General features: G+C 53.5%; 19 protein-coding genes. 9 read left to right on the forward strand and 10 right to left on the reverse strand.

The features are described 5' to 3' along the window. Window positions 1-2: 2 nt before the first annotated feature. The 6 genes from PY990_RS01585 to PY990_RS01610 all read left to right on the forward strand — a co-directional run bounded on the left by PY990_RS01585 (window position 3) and on the right by PY990_RS01610 (window position 10,504). Window positions 3-1,394, forward strand: a complete 1,392-nt coding sequence (locus tag PY990_RS01585; RefSeq protein WP_275270113.1) for a TolC family protein — start codon at window positions 3-5, stop codon at window positions 1,392-1,394. Beyond that, window positions 1,391-2,437, forward strand: coding sequence for an efflux RND transporter periplasmic adaptor subunit (locus PY990_RS01590; protein WP_275270114.1), 1,047 nt, complete (start codon window positions 1,391-1,393; stop codon window positions 2,435-2,437). The genes PY990_RS01585 and PY990_RS01590 overlap by 4 nt, the downstream gene beginning before the upstream one ends. Before the next feature lie 5 nt (window positions 2,438-2,442). After that, complete coding sequence (locus PY990_RS01595) at window positions 2,443-5,499, forward strand: efflux RND transporter permease subunit (RefSeq protein WP_275270115.1); 3,057 nt, start codon at window positions 2,443-2,445, stop codon at window positions 5,497-5,499. A 349-nt stretch (window positions 5,500-5,848) separates the two neighbouring features. Continuing rightward, window positions 5,849-6,589 carry a pseudouridine synthase gene (locus PY990_RS01600; protein WP_205882534.1) on the forward strand — a complete coding sequence of 247 codons (741 nt, stop codon included), beginning with the start codon at window positions 5,849-5,851 and terminating at the stop codon, window positions 6,587-6,589. Between the two features lie 97 nt (window positions 6,590-6,686). Further along, window positions 6,687-8,111, forward strand: coding sequence for a methyl-accepting chemotaxis protein (locus tag PY990_RS01605; RefSeq protein ID WP_275270116.1), 1,425 nt, complete (start codon window positions 6,687-6,689; stop codon window positions 8,109-8,111). Further along, the gene (locus PY990_RS01610) at window positions 8,108-10,504 is read left to right on the forward strand and encodes a sensor domain-containing protein (RefSeq protein WP_275270117.1); all 2,397 of its coding nucleotides are present in this window, start codon (window positions 8,108-8,110) and stop codon (window positions 10,502-10,504) included. Before PY990_RS01605 ends, PY990_RS01610 begins: the two co-directional genes overlap by 4 nt. Window positions 10,505-11,005: 501 nt before the next feature. On the opposite strand, the gene PY990_RS01615 is transcribed toward PY990_RS01610, so the two are convergent. From PY990_RS01615 to PY990_RS01630, 4 genes are all read right to left on the reverse strand, one after another. After that, the gene (locus tag PY990_RS01615) at window positions 11,006-11,356 is read right to left on the reverse strand and encodes a 6-pyruvoyl trahydropterin synthase family protein (RefSeq protein WP_275270118.1); all 351 of its coding nucleotides are present in this window, start codon (window positions 11,354-11,356) and stop codon (window positions 11,006-11,008) included. Next, window positions 11,353-12,003, reverse strand: coding sequence for a 7-carboxy-7-deazaguanine synthase (gene queE, locus PY990_RS01620; protein WP_275270119.1), 651 nt, complete (start codon window positions 12,001-12,003; stop codon window positions 11,353-11,355). Before queE ends, PY990_RS01615 begins: the two co-directional genes overlap by 4 nt. A 353-nt stretch (window positions 12,004-12,356) precedes the next feature. Beyond that, the gene (locus PY990_RS01625) at window positions 12,357-12,923 is read right to left on the reverse strand and encodes a DUF1415 domain-containing protein (RefSeq protein ID WP_275270120.1); all 567 of its coding nucleotides are present in this window, start codon (window positions 12,921-12,923) and stop codon (window positions 12,357-12,359) included. Beyond that, window positions 12,924-14,315 carry a phosphomannomutase/phosphoglucomutase gene (locus PY990_RS01630; protein ID WP_275270121.1) on the reverse strand — a complete coding sequence of 464 codons (1,392 nt, stop codon included), beginning with the start codon at window positions 14,313-14,315 and terminating at the stop codon, window positions 12,924-12,926. It lies immediately after the preceding gene. A gap of 123 nt (window positions 14,316-14,438) precedes the next feature. Here PY990_RS01630 and PY990_RS01635 point away from each other — a divergent pair, with 123 nt between their 5' ends. After that, window positions 14,439-15,284 (forward strand): symmetrical bis(5'-nucleosyl)-tetraphosphatase, encoded by an 846-nt coding sequence (locus PY990_RS01635; protein ID WP_275270122.1) that lies wholly within the window; start codon window positions 14,439-14,441, stop codon window positions 15,282-15,284. Between the two features lie 2 nt (window positions 15,285-15,286). On the opposite strand, the gene PY990_RS01640 is transcribed toward PY990_RS01635, so the two are convergent. The 6 genes from PY990_RS01640 to PY990_RS01665 are packed head-to-tail and all read right to left on the reverse strand — an operon-like array spanning window position 15,287 to window position 19,911. Continuing rightward, entirely contained in the window at window positions 15,287-16,045 is a 759-nt protein-coding gene (locus PY990_RS01640; RefSeq protein ID WP_275270123.1) for a lysophospholipid acyltransferase family protein, read from the reverse strand. A 28-nt stretch (window positions 16,046-16,073) separates the two neighbouring features. Next, a complete protein-coding gene (locus PY990_RS01645) occupies window positions 16,074-17,390 on the reverse strand; it encodes a dihydroorotase (RefSeq protein ID WP_275270124.1) in 1,317 nt (438 codons plus the stop codon). Between the two features lie 27 nt (window positions 17,391-17,417). Beyond that, window positions 17,418-18,389 (reverse strand): aspartate carbamoyltransferase catalytic subunit, encoded by a 972-nt coding sequence (locus PY990_RS01650; RefSeq protein ID WP_275270125.1) that lies wholly within the window; start codon window positions 18,387-18,389, stop codon window positions 17,418-17,420. Then, window positions 18,386-18,892, reverse strand: a complete 507-nt coding sequence (gene pyrR / locus PY990_RS01655) for a bifunctional pyr operon transcriptional regulator/uracil phosphoribosyltransferase PyrR (protein WP_275270126.1) — start codon at window positions 18,890-18,892, stop codon at window positions 18,386-18,388. The genes PY990_RS01650 and pyrR overlap by 4 nt, the downstream gene beginning before the upstream one ends. Then, on the reverse strand, window positions 18,889-19,323 hold the full coding sequence (ruvX, locus tag PY990_RS01660; protein WP_275270127.1) for a Holliday junction resolvase RuvX: 435 nt from the start codon (window positions 19,321-19,323) through the stop codon (window positions 18,889-18,891). Before ruvX ends, pyrR begins: the two co-directional genes overlap by 4 nt. 3 nt (window positions 19,324-19,326) lie before the next feature. Further along, window positions 19,327-19,911, reverse strand: a complete 585-nt coding sequence (locus tag PY990_RS01665) for a YqgE/AlgH family protein (protein ID WP_275270128.1) — start codon at window positions 19,909-19,911, stop codon at window positions 19,327-19,329. A 96-nt stretch (window positions 19,912-20,007) separates the two neighbouring features. Between PY990_RS01665 and PY990_RS01670 the strand changes: the two genes are divergently transcribed. Continuing rightward, a complete protein-coding gene (locus tag PY990_RS01670) occupies window positions 20,008-21,510 on the forward strand; it encodes a cryptochrome/photolyase family protein (protein WP_275270129.1) in 1,503 nt (500 codons plus the stop codon). A 96-nt stretch (window positions 21,511-21,606) separates the two neighbouring features. Beyond that, on the forward strand, window positions 21,607-22,011 hold the full coding sequence (locus PY990_RS01675) for an MAPEG family protein (RefSeq protein ID WP_275270130.1): 405 nt from the start codon (window positions 21,607-21,609) through the stop codon (window positions 22,009-22,011). Window positions 22,012-22,043 lie beyond the last annotated feature (32 nt).

The raw sequence follows: 22,043 nt of genomic DNA on the forward strand, positions 1-22,043 counted from the left end.
TAATGGCTGCATTGCTGTTGATGGCTCTTCAAGTTCAGCAGCCCAGTCAGGCAGGCACCCCGCTTGACGACTACTTGAGCCAAGCCATGTCCAATAACCCCGCCTTGGCGCAGGCCAGCTTTGAAGTTGAGGCTGAACGTCAGCGACTTGAAAATTTGCGTGCGCGCTTTTATCCCAGCCTTGCATTGCAGGCGCGCGCAAGTGTGGCCGAAGGTGGTCGCACCATCGATTTCCCGGCAGGCGATTTACTCAACCCTGTGTACGCAACATTGAATGCACAGGCCGTTGCCGCAGGTCAACCGCCACGCTTTCCCACAGTGGAGAACCAGTCAATCCCGCTGCTACGTCCCACTGAACAAGACACCCGGCTAATTGTGCGCGGCCCAATTTACGAACCTGTTCTGGACCAGCAACTGCAAGCACAAACCCAAGCAGTGGGTGCCCAAGAGGCCGCACAGCTGCAAGTGAAAGAAGAGTTGGTTCGCGACCTGCACACTGCCTACTGGCAATACGCACAGGCCAAGGCCAGAATTACCATTCTTGAGGCCAGCTTGCGAACACTGAAAGAAAACGAACGAATTAACACAGTGCTGTACAAGGCCGGGGAAACCACCCTGGATGCACCGAAACGTGCCGAAGCGGAAACACTTGAAATTCAGGTGGCCTTGCGCCAGGCCCAAACGCAGGCCTTGCTGGCCAAAGAGTATTTCAACCTGCTGCGCTATGCCCCAAACGACAGCGCAGTTGAACTGCCGCAAGAAGAGCTGAACCCCAGTGCCATTCAAACACTGCTGGATGAGCTCACCCCGAAAACGCAGGGCAACACTCCAGCGCCAGCCCTCACCCGGCTTGAACGCAGCCTGGCCGCCCAACGCGCCCAACTGGATGCCAGCCGCGCAACTTACAAGCCCACACTGGGCTACTCGATCGAAGGCGGCTATCAGGGACGCGACTACAACACCGGCCCCAACACTGGATTTGCCAGCGCATCGGTGGTTTTGAACTGGACTCTGGCAGACGCCGGAATTCGCAGCAGTGAAGTGGCACGCAGCCAAGCACAGGTGCGGGCACTGGAGGCCCGCGCGCGGCAAGTCAACCGGCAACTTCAATTGGCCAAATTGCAGGCCCGGGAAAATTTGCTGGTGTCGCTAGACAGCATCCAGGCGCGCATGGCCCAACAGGCTGCATCCGAGGAAAGCCTGCGAATCAATGAACGCAAACGCGACGCTGGCGAGACCACTCAAGTTGAATTTTTAAGTGCCGAACAAAGTGCAACACGCGCACGGTTGGGCTTGGTGACTGCCGTTTATCAGGCCCGAATTGACCATGCTGTTTGGCAGTACAACAACCGAAATATTCCCGAGCCAAGCCCGCAGGAAGGAGCTCAACCATGAAACCCATACTCGTAATTTCAACTTTCTCCCTGTTGGTTTTGGCAGCCTGTGGCCCAGCCACCCCAGAGGAAGCACCCGCAGTGGAATACCGATTGGTGAAAACCGAAACGGTACAAAGCGGCCCAGCAGCAAGCTTGATCGAAGTAGCTGGAATTGGTGCCTTTCGCGACGAAACACGATTGAGCTTCAAAGTGGGCGGCGTGATTGAACGAATCAATGTGCGCGAAGGCGAAACAGTTGAGAAAGGCCAACGCCTTGCTGCGCTGAACAAGCAAGACGTGAATGCCGCTGTGAGCCAAGCCAGCGCTGGCTTTGAAAAAGCCCAACGCGACTTGCAACGCGGCAAATTGCTGCGTGATCAAGAAGTCATTTCAAAAGTGCAACTCGACAACCTGGAAACCGCCGCACAAGCTGCACGTGCACAACTTAGCCAAGCCCAATTTGCAAGCCAAACGGCTGAAATACAGGCTCAAGCCAATGGCGTGGTACTAAAGCGTTTTGCGCAAACCGGTGAAGTGGTATCGCCGGGCCAGCCGATATTACTACTCGGCAGCAAAAGCAGCGGCTTTGTAATGAAAGCAAGCCTTGCAGACAGGCAAGCCGTGCACATTCAGCGTGGCGCCAAAGCTGAAGTGCAATTCGATGCCCTGCCCGGCGTGAAGTGGCCCGGAAAAGTAATTGAACTAAGCCAGGCAGCAGACCCCGCCACAGGCACCTACGGCGTGCTGGTTGAGGTAGACACACGTGCCCATGAAAACATCAACCTTTTATCGGGCATGCAAGGGCGTACCCGCATTGAACCCGCCAACTTCAATGGCATGCGCAGCTATGTACCCATAGAGGCCGTGGTCGAGGGCGACAACAAAGCCGCCTGGATTTACACCGTACAAGCAGACAACACCGTGAAACGCCAGACTGTGGCGGTGGCCTTTATTCAAGCAGACCGGATCGCATTAATCGACGCCCTGCCCGAAGGCACTCGCGTGGTGAGCACAGGTGCAGCCTACCTGCAAGATGGTGAAACCGTGAAAGTTCAGGAGTAATCCAGATGAAACTCTCGGACTTTTCCATCAAGAATTACCAGTTCACGCTGGTGATATTTTTTCTGCTGACAGCAATTGGCATCAGCGCGTATCAAAACATACCCAGAACCGAAGACCCATATTTCGACATCAGCGCGTTTCGTATCAATGTGATTTATCCAGGTGCTGACCCTCGCGAAATGGAACAACAGGTGGCCAAGCCCATTGAAGACGCCCTGCGCAGCCTGGATGACTTGAAAGAAATGCTTTCAACATCCCGCAACAGCGGTGGCGTGGTGTTTGTTCGCTTCAATGCGGAAGTTGACGTTGACAAAAAGTTCGACGAAGTGAACCGTGAACTCAACAGCATTCGAGACCAGCTACCAGCAGGCATACAAAAGCTGGAAATTGAACGAATCAACCCTGGGTTTACCAACATCATTCAATATTCACTGGTGTCTGAAACAGCAAGCTACGCCGACTTGGCCAATTACGCCGAAGACCTCTCCGAGGCGTTCGAGCGTATTTCGTCAGTGCGTGAAAGCGAAAGCTGGGCTTACCCAGAGCAGCAGGTACGCGTTAGCCTGAACTTTAAAAAACTGGCGGAGCTGGGTATTCAAGCCGCCGATGTGGCACGCATTATTCAGGGTGAGTCGCTGAACATTCCAGGTGGCCCGGTTGAAGAGGGTGCACGCCGTTTAAATGTACAAACGTCGGGCCAGTACCGCAGCGTTGAAGAAATCAGAAACACGGTGATTGCAGGCACGGGTACGGGTGGTGATTTGGGTGGTCGCCTTGTTCGCGTGGGCGATGTCGCCGATGTGCAATGGGACTATGAAAATCAGGAGGTGATGGCCCGCTTCAATGGTCAGCGCGCGGTGTTTGTTACCGCCAACCAGAAAGATGAGCGCAATATTTTTGTAACCCAAAAAGCCTTGCAGGAAACCGCGGACGAGTTCGAGAAAACCTTGCCCCCCAATATCAAAATGGAGCGCGGGTTCGAACAATACAAAAACGTGGAAAAGCGGATTGATCGCTTGACCTTCGATTTTGCCCTGGCTGTAACACTGGTGCTGATAACCCTGTTGCCGCTGGGTTTGCGGGCCTCAGGCATTGTGATGGTCAGCGTGCCGCTCTCGCTGCTCACAGGTTTGGCCTGTTTGTACTATGCAGGCTTTTCGCTGAACCAGCTTTCGATTGCAGGCCTTGTGGTTGCATTGGGCTTGTTGGTTGACGACTCCATCGTGGTGATCGAAAACATTTCACGTTACCTGCGCATGGGTTATAACCGAGTCGACGCTGCGCGCTTGGCCACCAAGCAAATTTCGCTGGCTGTTTTGGGCTGTACTGCCACCCTTTTGTTTGCCTTCCTGCCGCTGTTGATGCTGCCTGACAACGCCGGAAAATTCATTCGATCACTCCCCGTGGCCGTGGTGTTTACGGTGCTTGCATCGCTGTTTGTTGCGCTCACCATCATTCCGTTTTTGGCCAGCCGTGTGCTGAAAAAAGACGAAAATGAACACGGCAATATTGTGCTGCAAAAGTTGATGGGACTAATCGACAAAATTTACACCCCACTGCTGCACCGAGCCTTACAAACCCCGAAAACAGTGGTAGCCGCATCGCTGGTGCTGTTCGTGGCCAGCCTGGCTTTGGCTCCACTCATGGGCATGTCACTGTTTCCCAAAGCGAACACACCGCAGTTTGTGATCGAAGTAGGATTGCCCCCTGGCTCCAGCCTGACGGCCACCGACACTGTGGTGAAACAGGTGGAAAACAAGCTGGCAAACTTTGAAGAAATTACAGGGGTCATGGCCACCGTGGGCGAAGGCAACCCACAAATTTATTACAACGTATTTCAGCAAGACAAACAATCGAACGTGGGTGAGCTTTTCGTTCAGCTCAAGGAGTACAACGACGACACACCCAAGTTGCTGGATAACATTCGCAATGAACTAAAAACGATTGCCGGTGCCAACCTGATTGTGCGCGAATTCGAAAACGGTCCACCTGTCGATGCGCCGATTGGCATTCGTTTGGTAGGCCCCGAGATCGAAACACTGCGTGAATTATCTGCACAGGTGGAGCGCATCATGCTGGCCAATCCTGGCACACAAAACGTGGACAACCCCCAGCGCACCGGGCGTAGCGACTTGCGCCTGAGAGTGAATTTCGAGAAAGCAGGTTTGCTGGGGGTGAATTCAGCGGAGCTAGACCAGGCAGTGCGGCTTGCCATTGCAGGCGCGTTTGCTGGTGAAATTCGCCAAAGCGATGGAGACGCCTACACCATCAGTGTACGCGGCCCTGCGGGTGTGCGGAGTAATCTGAGCGCGCTGGACGACTTCCATGTGATTTCACGCACTGGTCAGGCTGTACCGTTGACCCAACTCACCACGCTTGAACTGGATGACAACCTGAACAGCATTTACCGCTTTGACCGCGAACGCGCCGTGTTGCTGACCGCTTATACACGCACTGGTTACAACACCGAGAAAGTTGCCAACGAAATTGCCAAGCAGATCGACGAGATGGGTCTGCCCACCGGTTACCGCTACAAAATGGCCGGCGAAGTAAAAAGCAGGCAGGAAAGCTTTGCCGGGTTTGGTACTGCGATCCTGATCACCGTATTCGGGATTCTCGCGATTCTGGTTCTGGAATTCGGCAGTTTCAAAAGCACCTTGATTGTGCTGTTCGTGATCCCACTGGGTGTAACCGGTGGCATGGTCATGCTGTTCCTCACGGGGAACTCACTGAGCTTCACCGCGATGATTGGCTTCATTGCGCTGATCGGCATTGAAATCAAAAACTCGATTTTGCTGGTGGACTTTACCAACCAGTTGCGCGAAGAAGGCAAGGGGCTGGATGAATCCATCGAAGAAGCGGGCCGTATTCGTTTCCTGCCAATTTTATTGACCAGTGCCACTGCCGTTGGCGGGCTGCTGCCACTGGCGCTGCAGGGAGGCGGACTTTATTCACCAATGGCGTGGGTGATTATTGGTGGCCTCATTTCTTCAACTTTCATCGGTCGCCTTGTGACTCCGGTGCTGTACAAACTGTTGCCACCCGACTTGCAGAGAACATAGCCTAAGCCATTGATTTCACCTACAATACGGCCTCAATGCACAAGGACACACTGAAATCATGAAAAAACCCGCAGGCCGCAACAGTAGCGCAGGCCGCACTGGCGACTCGGGGCGTTCCGGCCCACCGGCACGCCCCAGTAACCGCAACAAAACATTAGCCCCGGCAAAGCCGGCAGCCCCTGGCCGTGGCCGCCCCAGCAGCGCCACTGGCAAGGCTGGAACGGCGGCAGCAACACCCGCCGCAAAACCCGACCGCAACCGCGCAGCCATGCGCAGTGCCCCTGTGGCCCCTGCTGCAGGTGCTGCACGGCCACGCCGCAGCAAAGTAACCGGCACAAACACACTGGACATGCTCGACCCTTTCGAGCCACAACGCCTCAGCAAGATCATGGCAGCCAAAGGGCTGTGCTCACGCCGCGAAGCGGATTACCTGATTGAAAACGGCTGGGTGCGCGTGAACGGCAAAGTAGTCGATGAACTGGGCGCCAAAGTACTTCCAACCGTGACCATCGACCTGGATGCACGCGCAAAAAATGTGCTGGGCAAACAGGTCACCATTCTGTATCACAAGCCGATTGGTGTGGTGTCGGGTCAACCCGAGGGCCGCTACAAGGCTGCAATGGAATGCCTGGGCCTGGAAAACCAGGCCGACCGCAAAACATCAACCCCCTTCCAGCCCGCCATGCTGAAAGGTCTCGCGCCAGCAGGTCGCCTGGACATTGATTCCACGGGCTTGCTGGTACTGACCCAAGATGGTCGCATTGCCAAACAACTGATCGACGCCAACAGCACAGTGGAAAAAGAATACCTGGTGCGAGTAGAAGGCGAATTGACTGACCGTGGACTTGAAATGCTGCGTTATGGCCTGAGCCTGGACGGCGAAGCGTTAAAACCAGCCCGCGTCAGCTGGCAAAACGAAGACCAGTTGCGCTTTATTTTGAATGAAGGCAAGAAGCGACAAATTCGCCGAATGTGCGAAATTGTGGGCCTGAAAGTGGTGGGTTTGAAACGCGTTCGAATTGGCCGCGTGATGCTCGGCGACCTGCCCGTGGGGCAGTGGCGTTTGCTGACGCCGGAAGAACGATTCTGAAGGGGTAAAAATCCACTCTATTCAGGTGATTGATTACAAATGACTTCCGGTATTCTCGAATTTAACATTTGGACAAAGTTACATTCGAGAATTCATCATGCATGCCCAGCACTCGGCCCTGAACCAGCAAGCTTCCAACGCCCCGGTGCAGCTTCCCCCCCACGGATTCTTTACATTTTTAAGCAGGCTGTCTGGCGTAGCTCCCAACGCCACTGACCTCACTTCGATCCGGATCAATGCGGACTGGCTTTGCGTGTTTGTCAGCTTCGCCTGCCTGGTGTTTGCCACCCTGGAAGGACTGGCCTACAACAACATTGCCCAAGCGCTGGGCTGGGGTATCCCGCTTTTCCTGGGAAGCCTGGCGATCACCCGCTGGCATTCCGGCCAGCCACTGACCATGCACATCAACGCAGCACTGCTGGTTGGCATGGGTGCCTTGCATGTCCACATTGCACGCGGACTACTGGAATACCACTTCAGCTTTTTCATCTTGTTGCCAGTGATGCTGGCTTATCGGGACACCCGCCCACTGCTCAGCATGGGCTTGTTGATCGTGATTCATCACATTGTGTTCGACATGCTCCAGCAGGCAGGGTTTGAATGCTATATCTTCCGTGGCCCATTCTCGGGTATGCCTGCCGTGGCGCTACACGGCTTTTATGTGTCCATCGCTGTATTGCTGCTGTCGGTGATTGCTCAAACCCTTCGGCAACATGCCTTGGCTGCAGAAGAGGGCACCAAACTGCTGGCTTATCTGGACAAGGAAAAAGGCATCAACCTGCGTGTGCGTGCTCAAACCGATGAACAAGGCCGCATGTCGCCGATGGGGCAGGTCTTCAATGATTATGCAGACAACATGGCATTTGTGGTGGCTGCATTCAAAATGCTTCGCGCCGATATTCGCGAATTGTCGCAAATTGCCAAAGAACTGGGTGCGGGTAATACACAACAAATGGAAGAGAGCTCACAGGCTTCCAAAAAGCTGCGCGACTTTGTTCAAAGCCTGGGTAACCAAACCCGCATAGGACAAAGCACTGCCGAGTTGTCCAAAAAGGCGACCGAAGACAGCTTTGATCTGCTCAATGAACTGAATCAATCTCTGGAACAATTGCAACGCATCGGCAAACAGGCCTTTGATTCTAGCCAGCAAATGCAGGCCCTGCACAAAGAATTCCAGAAGGAATTTTCACCCGCTGCGGCACAACAACTACAAACCACACTGAGCACACTGGACAACCTGAACGAACGTACCAACGGATTCATGGCCAGAATGGATGTGCTAAAAAGCGGCTTGAGTGCCATTGAAAACCAGTTGGTATCCATTGACCGTGCCACGCATCAGTGGGTGGAAAATGGCCATGGCAATCAACGCCAGGGATGGGAAGTGCTGGGTGCCATGGAAGGCATGCAAGCGCGCACGGAAAGCGCCTTCCGCACGTTGGCCAGCACGGTACAAACCATTTTGCGCTCAGATGAAATGATGCGCGAAATGGAAAAACGGCTCTCGAGGTTTGATGTATGAACCTGAGCAATGTTCTTGACGACCCGCTGATCAACGAACTACTGGACAGCGGAACCACACGTTACGCCCTGCTGGGCCATGTCACAGACGAATTAAGCCTGATTGCCGCCAGCAAACTGTTCCGCCAAGAACTTGGATTCAAATCGGGCAGCGAATTGATAGTAAACCGTTACGGCATGTCCATTTATCGGGCATTGTCCAATTCATTGCTCCGGCAACAGGGTTGGACAGGCCATGTCAAAGTCAATGCACAATGGCTGAGTTTGCAAATGCTGGCGCACGGCGAATTTGGTGTGCTTCAAGAACAAGAGGTGAAGCGCACCCAATTGTCACCACAGGTACCTGCGGTTAACACACCTGAACAACGTCCAGAAACCTTGGACAGCACCGACAAGAAAATTCCCACCAGTGTGTTGTTGAACGTTGACGACAAAGGACGAATCAAAAAACTAAGCCCTTCGCTGGAAGAGTTTTTAGGACAAAGCAGCGAACAACTGGAAAACCTGGATGCGGCCAACCTGGTGTTTCGCACGGATGTGGGTCAATTCAAGCGACTGCTCGACCAAGTGAAATATCAAACGGGTTCTACAGATGGCTCCTTCCGCCTGCGCAACACCTTCAATGATGTGGTGTACTTTGACTGGACGGCTGCCTGTATCGGTGCAGATGTTCTTCTGATCGGCCGCTCAAGCAATATTCATCTTGAAGAAGCATTGTTGAAAAGTGAAGAGCGAATCAACAACATTCTTGAATCGATGGACGATGCATTCTTTGCCATCGATATGAATGGCTATGTGAACTACCTGAATGAAAAAGGCGCAGAACTTCTGGGTAAAACTGCACCGCTGTTGTTGGGCCGCATGGTGTGGGAACGTGCACCCCACCTGAAGAAAACACCCTTGTTCAAATACGTGAACCAGGCCAAAGGCAGCATGCAACCAGAGACATTTCAGTGGCAAGACCCGGCCAACGAAATGTGGTACCAAGTGAAAGCCTACCCAAGCGATGAACTGATTTCGATTTTCTTCACCGACATCAGCTCCATCAAGCGCAATGAAAGCAAAATGCGGCATCAGGCCACGCATGATCCATTGACGGGTCTGCCCAACCGTTTGGCCCTGTCGCAAACACTGCAAGAACTGCTGGGCAATGACCAGGTTCAGGATTTCAAACTGGGCCTGCTTTTCATCGACCTGGATGGCTTTAAGGCGGTGAATGACACGCTGGGGCATGACCGCGGCGACGACTTGCTGATTGCGGTGTCCAAACGTTTGCGCAGCGTGGTGCGCAGTTCAGACATCGTTGCCCGTTTGTCGGGCGACGAATTTGTAATCACCCTGCCCTACATTGCCGACCAAGACACCGCATTCAATGTGGGCCGCAAGGTCGTGGACGCAGTCAGCAAAAAACCGTTTGAGTTGGGTGAGAAGAAAATTTATGTGGGTGCCTCGGTCGGTGTGGCCCTGTTTCCCACCGATGCTACCGATGTGGAAGGCCTTCTGAAACATGCCGACATTGCGATGTACCAGGCCAAACAAGCCGGCAAAAATACAGTACGCGTATTCCACGCCAACATGAGCGCAACCCTGCAGACCAAAGTGGATCTTGAGAACGATTTACACGATGCAATTTTGCACGATCGAATCGAATTGCATTACCAGCCACGCTTTAACGCAAACGGTTCCATTTGTTCAGTTGAAGCGCTGGCACGCATGCGTTCCCGCACAGGCGAATTGATTCCACCGGCCCAGTTCATTCCGATTGCCGAGGAGACCGGTTTGATCATTCCGATGGGAGAACAGGTAATGCGCAAAGCCTGCAAATGGCTGAAAGACACCAACAAGAAACTGAAGAACCCCATTAGCGTTTCAGTAAATGTATCGGGAATTCAGCTGCTGGACGGCAAACTGTGCGGGACCGTTGAAAAGGTGCTGAAACTAACAGGCCTGCCAGCGAATTTGCTGGAACTTGAACTGACTGAAACCGTGTTGATGCAGAATCAGGAAACCGTATTGCATGACCTGAACCGCTTGCATGAATTGGGGGTTTCCTTGTCGATCGACGACTTCGGCACGGGATATTCCTCACTGGCCACACTGCACAGAATGCCGGTTCAGTCGATCAAGCTTGATCGATCATTTGTCAGCAACCTGCCCAACAAAACCGACAGTGTAATTTTGTCACGCACTGTGTTGGCGATGGCTCAGGCACTGGGCTTGGGGGTAGTCGCCGAAGGCGTTGAAACCGCCGAGCAACGTGATTTCCTGATTGAGTCGGGTGTGCTTGAGCTACAAGGTTTTGGCCTAGCTCGACCGATGACAGCGGATGATTCACGCCAGTTTGTATGGGCCCAGCAAATTACAAGCGACAAGGCAAAGAAAATTCTGGTGTGACAGCTTGGGTTCCGATCTCTCGCAGCCTCTTAACCGCCCAATTGGCTTGGGTTCCGATCTTTCGCCAGAAAACCTGTTTCTCCCTTGCTGAGCCTTGCGATGCCTGAGAACGACCCTCCTAAACTGCGGGTCGGGTCCGTTCTCTGTCGCCCATACTGGGCAACACCGGCCCTGCTCGGCACGCAAGGGCAGGTTTTCTTGACGGCGAGACGATCGAAACACCGCCGCCAATTGGGCGATGAAATCAGCCGTGAGTTGCGTGGTGAGGGAAACTCGCCAGTGCCGATTGGCCTCTGAACACAGCCATGAGTCGCTTGGAGGTGGAGAGGCGCTGCACGGGAGTGCGAGGAGCTGAACTTGCAATGGGTCGCACGATGATCAGTCAGAAAACTTGCCGGCTTGGCGCGTCGAGACCAACGATCGCGCCCTGGCGCGAAAGCCAAGACCCGACCGTTACTTTTGGAGGGCTTGGCTTAGTGCAGGCTCAAGCAAGCCCGTTACCTACGCCCTGCCTTCCGCCTTCGCATCCTCAAGATCAAACTCAACCCCAAACCCGATCGATCCGCGAAATACCTTCACTTTGATCAAAGGCCCCACCGGGCGAAGCTGATCCCAAATCCAGCGGGCAATGTTTTCTGATGTGGGCAGCTCAATGAACTCATTCAAATATGAATGATCAAGTCGCTTGTGTACCGCAGCCACATGTTGGGTCAAAAGACTTTCAGGCACCACATAGCCATCAATGGCAGGGCCTTCAAACCACACCTCGGCGGTATAGCTGTGGCCGTGCAAACCTGGCCAGTCAGGCAGCTGGTGTGCCACATCGAAGGTAAATTGTTTGAAAACTTTCATGGCATTCCAATAACTTTGTGGGTTTGTACACTCAAACGCCACTGAGGTTTGTTCAGGCAGGTTTGTATGGCCACCTGCAAATTTCTGGATTTCTTGACAGGGTCGGAGTCGTCCATGGCTTGCACAAAATAGTGCTCAAACTGCAATCGACCCAAGGCATTCAAATCCTGCCCCAACTGTGGCACCACTACCTTCAATTCATGGCCGCTGGTTTGTACCAGCTCGCTGCCAAACTTGGGGCTGACGCAAACCCAGTCCACACCCGAAGGCACGGGCAAGGTACCGTTGGTCTCGACGGCAATTTCAAACCCATTCGCGTGCACAGCGTCAATCAAAGCAGTGTCAAGTTGCAAGGTGGGCTCGCCACCAGTAAACACCACATAAGGCTTGCCTGTGCCTTGCTCACCTTGATAAGTATTTGCAATCGCCTGGGCCAAGGCAACAGCATCCTTGAATTTTCCACCACCCACGCCATCGACACCCACAAAATCGGTGTCACAGAATTTGCACACGGCCGTGGCCCTGTCCTCTTCGCGACCAGTCCACAAATTGCACCCGGCAAAACGACAAAACACGGCCGCTCTACCCGCCTGAGCACCTTCGCCCTGCAGGGTGTAAAACATCTCTTTGACGGTGTAAGTGGCCACGGCAGTTTCGCTTGTTTGTTACAGGCGCAATGCTACTTGAATTGAGAAATTGTGCCCAGAAAAAGGGCAAAAAAAATGCCCGATATGGTTAATCGGGCAAACCTCAGAAGCAAAAGAGGAGGGATGTGAACCCACAGTTTGCAAGCACTCCAATTTGCCTGCAAGCCCATTTTTCGAGGCTTTCCTCGAAACTCCAAAGTTACATCCAAGGTTTTGGACTAGAGTAAAACCTCAAAAACCGCGAAATATAATCGCCGCTTTGCTTTCCGGTAAACGCTTGTAATCCAGGTGCTCAATTAGAGCAAAACACCCAATTCATGCACGGTGTTGTTTTATTTTTAACACCCTGTTGTTTATTTCCCGCCAGCGCCCTTCAAACACGCATTCAACAGCGTCTGCATTTTCTCAAGACCCTGTTCATTCATGCAATCAATGTTGCGCTCGGGGATCAAATCCACCTCGGGATAATTGTCGATGGCCTCGCTTAAGCTGTCTTCGCGCAGCAGGTGCAACATGGGGTAAGGCGAACGGTTGGTGTAATTTTCAACATCATCAGGCTCGGTACCGCCAAACTGGTAATCCGGATGAAAACTGGCCACCTGGTAAACGCCTTCCAGATTCATATCGACCAGCAACTCATCGGCCGCTTCCAGAAAATCGTTGTAGTGGTAAAAATCCTGCAGCACTTGCGGGTGAATCAAAAGTGTTGTTTCCACGGCTTCGTCCACATTCAACAAGGCCAGCTCGTGGGCAAGTTCGTCCAGCAGCGTAGCCTCATCCCTGGCCTTACTCACCACAAAACGCACACGGTCTTTCACCAACTCGCGCTTGGCAAATGGGCACAAATTAAAGGCTACCACCACCTGCTCTACCCAGCGGCGGGTGGCATCAATAATCTCTAGATCTGTTGCGTGGGTCATTTAAAACGGCAACTTCACATCGGGAGCCACCGCCAAAATGGCAGCCTTGAATTCGCCTTGAATACGAGCCAGCGCAGCATCACTGTCGGCTTCAAAACGCATCACCACGACAGGTGTTGTGTTGGATGGGCGCGCCAGCCCGAAACCATCGGCATACTCGGCCCGCACACCGTCAATGGTGTTTACCGATTCCGAACTTGGAAACTTACCCTCGGCCTGCAAGCGCTTCACAATGTCAAAGTTCACACCTTCAGCAGTTTGCAACTGCAATTCGGGTGTGCTCGATGAATTGGGCAAAGCATTCAGTTCAGCACTGGGGTTAATGCCACGGGACAAAATCTCCAGCAAACGCACGCCCGCGTACAAACCATCGTCAAAGCCAAACCAGCGTTCCTTGAAAAACACATGGCCGCTCATCTCGCCTGCCAGTGGAGCACCGGTTTCCTTCAACTTGGCCTTGATCAGGGAATGGCCTGTTTTCCACATCAAAGGCTCGCCACCTGCGGCCTTTACAGCCTTGGCCACATGGCGTGTGCACTTCACGTCATAAATCACCATGGCACCGGGGTTGCGGGCAATCACATCGCGGGCAAACAAAATAAGCTGACGGTCGGGATAAATAATTTCACCATCTTTGGTCACAACGCCAAGGCGATCGCCGTCGCCGTCAAAGGCCAAGCCAATTTCAGCATCGCCGTTTTTCACACAAGCAATCAGGTCTTGCAGGTTCTCCGGGTGTGCAGGGTCGGGATGGTGATTGGGAAAATTGCCATCCACCTCACAGAACAGCTCTGTTACTTCACAACCCAAGGCTTCATAGAGTGTTTTTGCAAATGCACCCGCTACACCGTTGCCACAATCGACGGCAATTTTCATGGGACGTGCCAGTTTGATGTGCCCCAAAATATTGGCCAGGTAATCGGGCCACACATTCAGTTCACGGTAGCCACCGCGCTGTACGCCAGGTACTACGCCACGCACGGGCTTCTCGGTTTGAATCCATTTCAACAAGCCTTGAATGGTATCGCCATACAAGGTTTCACCAGCCACCATCATTTTCAGGCCGTTGTATTGGGGGGGGTTGTGGCTGCCTGTCACCTGCACACCGGTGCCGTTGCCCAGCAAGAAGGTTGCAAAATAAACCAATGGGGTTGCCACCATGCCCACATCCACCACATTCACGCCCGCATCCCGAAAACCATCGGCCAGTGCGCCACACAGGCGTGGACCACTCAAACGCCCATCTCGCCCCACCACCGCCTCGTTTTTGCCGCGGCTCAATGCCAACTGCCCCAAGGCACGGCCCACGCAATAGGCAGCGTCTTCGGTCAAGGTGTCGTCCACGATGCCGCGAATGTCATAGGCTTTGAAAATAGAGGAGGAGATGCTCATGGTCGAATACCTGAAATAGTCAAAATAGGAAAAAGGAAACGCTAAGGCCTTGTCTTACTGAATGCGTTGAATACTTGGACTCAAGGCATAATACTACTTTCGTCGTTTTGGTTTGTTTTCATTATGGCCAACTATGTGATTGGCGACGTTCAAGGTTGTCTGGATTCTTTGTTGAAACTGCTGGACAAACTTCAGTTCAACCCACAGGCCGATGTGCTTTGGTTTGCAGGCGACCTGGTCAACCGCGGGCCCCGCTCGCTGGACACACTGCGATTCGTACAAAGCCTTGGCGAACGGGCCCACACCGTGCTGGGCAACCATGACCTGCACTTGCTGGCCCTGTGGTGCAACAGTGGCCGCAGCCATGAAAGCGACACCATTGCTGAAGTGGTGAATGCACCCGATGGCGAAGCATTGGTGAACTGGCTGCGAAGCCAGCCCTTGGCCCTGCGCTTGCCACCAACACAAAATACCTTGGATAACGGATTGCTGACCCATGCAGGCCTGTTGCCGGAATGGAGTTTTGAAGATGCCTTGGCATTGTCCGAAGAAGTACAGCATGTGTTGTCTGGCCCGGACTGGCAAACCTTCATGGCCGAGCTGTACGGCAACAAGCCCAATCGCTGGGACCCTGCGCTGGAAGGGTTCGACCGCCTGCGTTTGATTGTGAATGTATTTACCCGCATGCGCATGGTGCGCGACGACGGCAAAATCGACCTCAAATACAAACTGGAGCCAGCCGACGCCCCCCCCGAACTGAAACCCTGGTTTGAACTCGCGCGAGAATTTTCAGGAGAAGGCCCAATCTTGTTCGGGCATTGGTCCACACTGGGCCAGCTGAAAAACAAGGCTGGATATTGCCTGGACACAGGTTGCGTGTGGGGCGGTCAACTGACTGCACTTCGCTTGGAAGACGAGGCCATTATTCAGGTAGACGCAGTCGAGCCACCCCTGCCTACCATTGCCTGAATTCAAACAGCCGCGCTGGTATTGCCACACAGCGCGCGTATTTTTTCATGCGCTTCATCGCTGAGTTCATGCCGTGTGCGCCCCTCTGGATTGATCGGCGCGTGAATATACAGCTGGACCACATACCCGGTTTTACTGTTCAACAATACCTGAATGTTCTCTAACAAGGTTTGTTCGCCGATGAATGCAGGCTGCGCAGAAAACTTGCCATCGGGAGTGAAGTACTGCAAGCTGACAGGCAACAAAGGCACCTTGGCTTGTATCGCGGGTTGTACAAAATTGCTGTGAAAATGCAAGGGCGCATCCCCAGGCCCGGTTGTACCTTCCGGGAATACAGCCACGCAACGCCCTGTACCCAGTACCTTGACGGCAGCGTGAATCACATCGCGAACAGCATGCCGCTTGCCACGCTCAATAAAAAGCGTACCGCTGCGCTTGGCCAGCAAACCACCAATGGGCCATTGGGATATTTCTGATTTGGCGATGAAAGTCACCGGGTGAATGCTGTTGAACGCAAAAATATCCAGCCAGGAAACGTGCGTGCTGTAAAGCAAACACGGTTTGTGAATGGCGTAATTCGATTCAGGCGATTCGTACACCACCTTCACCTGCACATTCAGAATACCCAGCAATTGGCGGGCCCATCGCTTCTCGATTGCCTCTTTCAGGGCCTTGCCCAATATCGGCCAAAAGACCAAAGCCACCACAAAACCGTAAAGCAGGTGAATAACCAGACGAAGCAACATGAACACTTTACGCATGCCTTGAAGTCCTTGTACTTGGGGGCCTTTAGGCCACCAGCACTTTCATTTTGCTTTTTTCAAGGCTGCTGTAGCCCACGTTGCCATTCACCATGGTCAGTTGCACTTTGCCCTGCATGGGAAAACCATTGAACGGCGTGTGCTTGCCCTGGCTGATCAAACTGGCCTCACCCACCACCCAATCTACTTCCGGGTTGAACAGGCACAGGTCGGCCGGCATGCCCGTGCGCAAACTGCCTGCTTGTACCTTGATGATGTCGGCGGGGTTGCCACACAACAATTCAACAATTCGTGCGGGGGGCACATTCTGCTCACGCATCCACTTCACCGCCAAGGTCAGCAGCAATTCCAGCCCGGTTGCGCCCGCCTCGCTCTCCGCAAAAGGCAACAACTTGGCATCGTCGTCTACCGGGGTATGGTCCGAGCAAATCGCATCAATGGTGCCATCCAGCAAACCGGCACGAATGGCGTCGCGGTCGCGTTGCTCGCGCAAGGGCGGGATCAGGTGGGCGTTGGGGTCGAAGAAACCAATGTCCAGGTCGGTTAAGTGCACGTGGTGAATTGCCACATCGCAAGTCACGGGCAAACCTTCGGCTTTGGCTTGCCGAACCAGTTCAATGCCCTTGGCCGAACTGATGCGGCAAATGTGCATGCGCGTGCCGGTTGTGCGTACCAGCTCAAAATAAGCCTGCAGGGCAATGGTTTCGGCCATCACCGGAATGCCGCTCAAACCGATGCGTGAAGCATAAGCACCGGCATGGGCCACGCCGCCCTTGCTGAAGTTGGGCTCAGTGGGCCGCAAAAACACGGTGAAACCAAAGTTACGGGCATACTTCATGGCTTGCAGCAACACACGCAAATCGCGAATGGGCGATTCAGCCTGGCTAAAGCCCACACAACCTGCCTCGGTCAGTTCGGCCATTTCAGTCAGCGTTTCGCCATTCAAACCCGTGGTCAGGGCGCCCAGCGGGTACACCTTGGCCAGGTTCAACTGGCGTGCCTTGAACTTCAACATTTCAATCAAGCCGGGCTCGTCCAGCACGGGTTCTGTGTCGGGTGGGCATACCAGCGAGGTAATGCCGCCAGCCATGGCTGCTTCCATTTCACTTTCAAGGGTGGCGCGGTATTCATAGCCTGGTTCTCGCAAGCGCGCCGACAAATCCACCAGGCCGGGCAACACCCAAAGGCCAGAGGCGTCAATGGTTTTGCTGGGTGCAAAGTCAGCTGGCATTTCGCCCTTGGGGGCCACCGCCACCACGCGACCAGCAGCCACAGCCACATCCATGATTGCATCGGCACCGATGCTGGGGTCTATCACATGTCCGCCAGAAATCAACACTCGCATTGTTTTTCCTTTATGGGCCAATTCACGTCAAGCACTTTTGCTGGACGACGCCAGAATACTCATCACCGCCATGCGCACGGCAATTCCAAATGTCACCTGATTCAAAATCACGCTTTGCGGACCGTCGGCCACAGCCGAATCAATTTCTACGCCACGGTTCATGGGGCCGGGGTGCATCACGATGGCATCGGGTTTGGCGTGGCGCAGTTTTTCTTCAGTCAACCCAAAGTGCTTGAAATATTCTTGAGCCGACGGAATCAGGGCACCAGTCATGCGTTCCTTCTGCAAACGCAGCATGATGATCACATCGCAATCCTTGATGCCTTCAACAAGGTCGTGGTAAACGCGCACCCCCATGTTATCCAGATGGCTGGGCAACAAAGTGCTTGGGCCCACTGCACGTACCTCGGGGCAACCTAAGGTGGTCAGCGCATGGATGTCGGAACGTGCCACACGGCTGTGCAAAATATCGCCCACAATGGCCACACGCAGCTTGGTGAAGTCTTGCTTGTAGTGGCGAATGGTATACATGTCGAGCAGCGCTTGTGTGGGGTGGGCATGCCGCCCGTCGCCCGCGTTGATCACATGAATGGTGCCACCGCTGGTGCGGTTCAAATGCTGGGCCATGAAGGTGGGAGCACCACTTTCAGAATGGCGCATGACAAACATGTCGGCCGACATGGCCGCCAGATTGTCGATGGTGTCGATCAGCGACTCACCCTTGCTGGTCGACGAAGAACCAATGTTCAAATTCACCACATCGGCCGACAAGCGCTTGGCTGCAATCTCGAATGTGGTGCGAGTGCGGGTAGAGTTCTCAAAAAACACATTGAACACCGACTTGCCTCGCAACAAAGGCACTTGCTTCACTTCGCGATCGGTCACCGACAAAAACGATTCAGCAGTGTCCAGAATGCGAAGAATCATCGCTTTGGGCAGCCCTTCAATACTCAGCAGGTGAATCAACTCACCTGCGGCATTCAGTTGAGGGTTATTCAATTTGGTTTTACCTCCAGCTCCAGGCGGAAAGCACCTTGATCATCTTGGGTCAATACAAACGCTTCATTCGGCTTCAAAGGCAAGTGCTTGCCCACATACTGCGCATCGATAGGCAATTCACGGCCACCACGATCAAGCAACACGGCCAACTCAATTTTTGCAGGTCGGCCAAAGTCAAACAAATGGTTCACAATCGCCCGTGTGGTTCGCCCTGTGTACAACACATCATCCACCAACAATATGGTGCGGCCTTGTACATCAAAAGGCACCTCGGCGGGTTTGGGGGCCTCTTTCAGGCCGCGCTCAGAAAAATCGTCGCGATAAAATGCGCTGTCAAGGAATCCGCATGGCAGGGCAAAACCCAAATCTGCATGCAGGCGCTCGGCAATCCAGGCGCCTCCGCTGTGCACCCCAATCAGTCCCAGTTCAGAACGGTCGGGAAAGGCTTTTTCAATTTGATCACGCAGGCGGGCGTACAGGGCTTCGGGGTTTGGCAGGCTCATCGTCCCTCCAGAAAAAATTGTTCCAGAATCAGGCAGGCACTGCCCATGTCGACTCGGCCCTTGTTCTCGCGGGCGGCCTTGCCTCCCATACAGCTTTCCATGATTGCACTGGTGTAGCGCTCATCAACCCGGGTACATGGCAGGGAAAAACGCCCCTCCAATTGACGGGCAAAACGCTCACAACGCGCGGTCAGTTCATTGTCGGCACCATCGGCTTGCCGGGGCACTCCAACCACCAGGCCTTCGGGCTGCCACTCTTTGATCAGCTTTTCAATTTTGTTGAACCGCTGCTCATCATTTTGCGCTTCAACCACAGACACACCACTCGCAGTTTTGGTCAAGGAGTTGCCAAATGCAACGCCGATTCGCTTCAAACCGAAATCAAATGCCAGGTACTGTGTCGGTTTGGGCGATTGTACGGGCCTGGTCATTGATTAAGCATGCCCCGCAGCACCGCTCATCAGGGCGGGGTCAATACCCAGCATGGCGTAGGCGCTTGCAAAGCGTTCTTCCAGGGGCGTGTCGAACAATATCTCGTGATTGGCGGGCACGGTGAGCCAAGCATTTTGAGCAAGCTCTTCTTCAAGCTGCCCCTCGCCCCAGCCGGCATAACCCAAGGTGATCAACCATTTGCCTGGCGCTTCGCCACGGGCCACGGCTTCAAGAATGTCTCGGGAGGTGGTCAAGGAAATTTCATCGTTCACTTTCAGCGAAGAATTCCAGTTCAAAGGCTCGGTGTGCAACACAAAACCACGTTCGGCAGCAACTGGGCCACCCATCATCACCGGGAAGTGGGCTGGCATGTAGCCCTCCACTTCTACATTGATTTTTTCCAACAAACTTTCGATGGCCAAGTCGGTGGGCCGGTTAATCACCAAACCCATGGCTCCCTTGCCGGAATGTTCACACAAATACACCACGGACCCGGCAAAACTGGGGTCAAGCATGTTCGGCATGGCGATCAGCAACTGACCGGACAAGCTAAATTCAGTAGGTGTGGAAATTTCGGTCTCGCTCATGCCAAAATTGTAATGCCTTTTAACTGTGCAAAAGCGGGTAGGCGTTCCTCTACCCGCCTTTAAGCGCACAGATCAACCCAAATTTAAGTTGTTCCCATGCCTGCTTCACTTCTTGAAAACCACCCATTGTCGACCCAACCCCAACCGGGCCAGTACACCAGAGGATTGATGTGGTTCCGGCGCGACCTGCGAACCCATGACAATGCCGCCCTTTTTTATGCCCTGAAACATTGCCAGCAAGTGCATTGCGTGTTCGTGTTTGACAAAACCATTCTGGATGCCCTGGCCAACAAAGCCGATCGCCGTGTGGAGTTTATCTGGGAAAGCTGCATGGCGCTGAAGACAAAGCTTCAAGGCTTTGGCGGCGATTTGCACTTGGTACACGACCACGCCGAAACGGCAATTCCGGAATTGGCGACGAAACTGGGCATACAGGCCGTGTTCACCAACAAAGACTATGAACCCGCTGCGATTCACCGGGACATCACAGTGGGAAAATCCCTTCAAAGCAAAGGTGTTGAATTGTTCCGCTTCAAAGACCAGGCCATTTTTGAAGAGGATGAAGTACTGACTCAAGCAGGCAAGTTTTTCAGCGTATTCACGCCGTTTAAAAACGCCTGCCTGAAAAAACTGGACGAGTTCCATCTAACGCCCTACCCCAGCGAATCCAGAATGGCCTCTCTGGCCAAAGATTCCGGACTGAAAATGCCAAGCCTGGAAGACATGGGATTCAAACGCACCAATTTGCTGGAGATGATCAAGCCCGGCGAGGAAGGCGCGCTCGACGCCTTTGAGGACTTTCTCAACCGCATGGACAAATACAAAGTGGCGCGCGACTTCCCGGCGATCAAAGGTGTGAGCTACCTGAGTGTGCACAACCGCTTCGGCACCATCTCCATTCGCAGGTTGGCCAAAGCTGCCTATGACCGGTTTAAATTCGATGGCAGCGAAGGCGCCATGGGTTGGTTAAATGAACTGATTTGGCGAGACTTTTACTTTCAGATTATTTACCACCGCCCAGATGCAGCCGAGAAGGCCTTCAAACCTGAGTACGACCAAATTCAATGGGACGACGATGAAAAAGCAAAAAAGCTTTTCAAAGCTTGGTGCGAAGGCAAAACCGGCTACCCCTTGGTGGACGCTGCTCAACGGCAACTGAACCAAACCGGGTTTCAACACAACCGCCTGCGAATGGTGACAGCCAGCTTCTTGACCAAAGACCTTGGTATTGACTGGCGCTGGGGTGAGAAATACTTTGCCGAACACCTGAACGATTTCGACCTGTCGGCCAACAACGGTGGCTGGCAATGGGCTGCCAGCAGTGGGTGCGACGCACAGCCCTACTTCCGTATTTTCAACCCGTACAGTCAATCTGAAAAATTCGACGCTGACGGCAAGTTCATACGCAAGTACTGCCCGGAACTGGCCAAACTTTCCAACAAATACATTCATAACCCCACCGAATGCCCACCGTTCGAGCTGCAAATGGCTGGGGTGATTCTGGGTGAAACCTACCCCAGGCCCGTGGTTGAGCACGATGAGGCGCGAAAGAAAACGCTGGAAAGGTATGCAGTGGTCAAGAAAACCAAAGAAGACTGATTTTGTCCGAACTTATGATGGTCAGTGCAGGTGCCTTCACCCATAATCACCGGTGAATTTGCATCACACAACCCATTACAAGAAGGAGACAAAACAGTGAACGCTTACACCACCGTGTTGCTTTATGCAGGCTGGATTTTGATATTGGCATTGTTCTACGCGCTACCCAGAGTGCCCCAGGCCTTGCTGGGCCAAAAACGCATTGACAGCTGGGAGCGCGGCAAAGAATCTACGGACCCTATGTTCTTGCAACGTGCAAAATCGGCGCACCTGAACTGCCTGGAAAACTTTCCTGTATTCGCGGGCGTTGTGGCCATGGCTGGCCTGATGGGAGAAGTTGAAGCCATCAACGGCATTGCCGCTTTTGTGCTGTACGCACGTATTGCACAAAGCGTGGTGCACATCAGCGGCACTTCGTTCATTCAGGTGTTCTTGCGGGCCACATTTTTCCTGCTCCAAGTGTTCATGACCTTGTACATGGTGTACTTGCTGGTCTGCTGAAACAGCTTAGCGACCTCCAGGAAAACCGCCTT

It is taken from the genome of Limnobacter olei (assembly GCF_029087225.1).
Lineage (GTDB): Bacteria > Pseudomonadota > Gammaproteobacteria > Burkholderiales > Burkholderiaceae_B > Limnobacter > Limnobacter olei.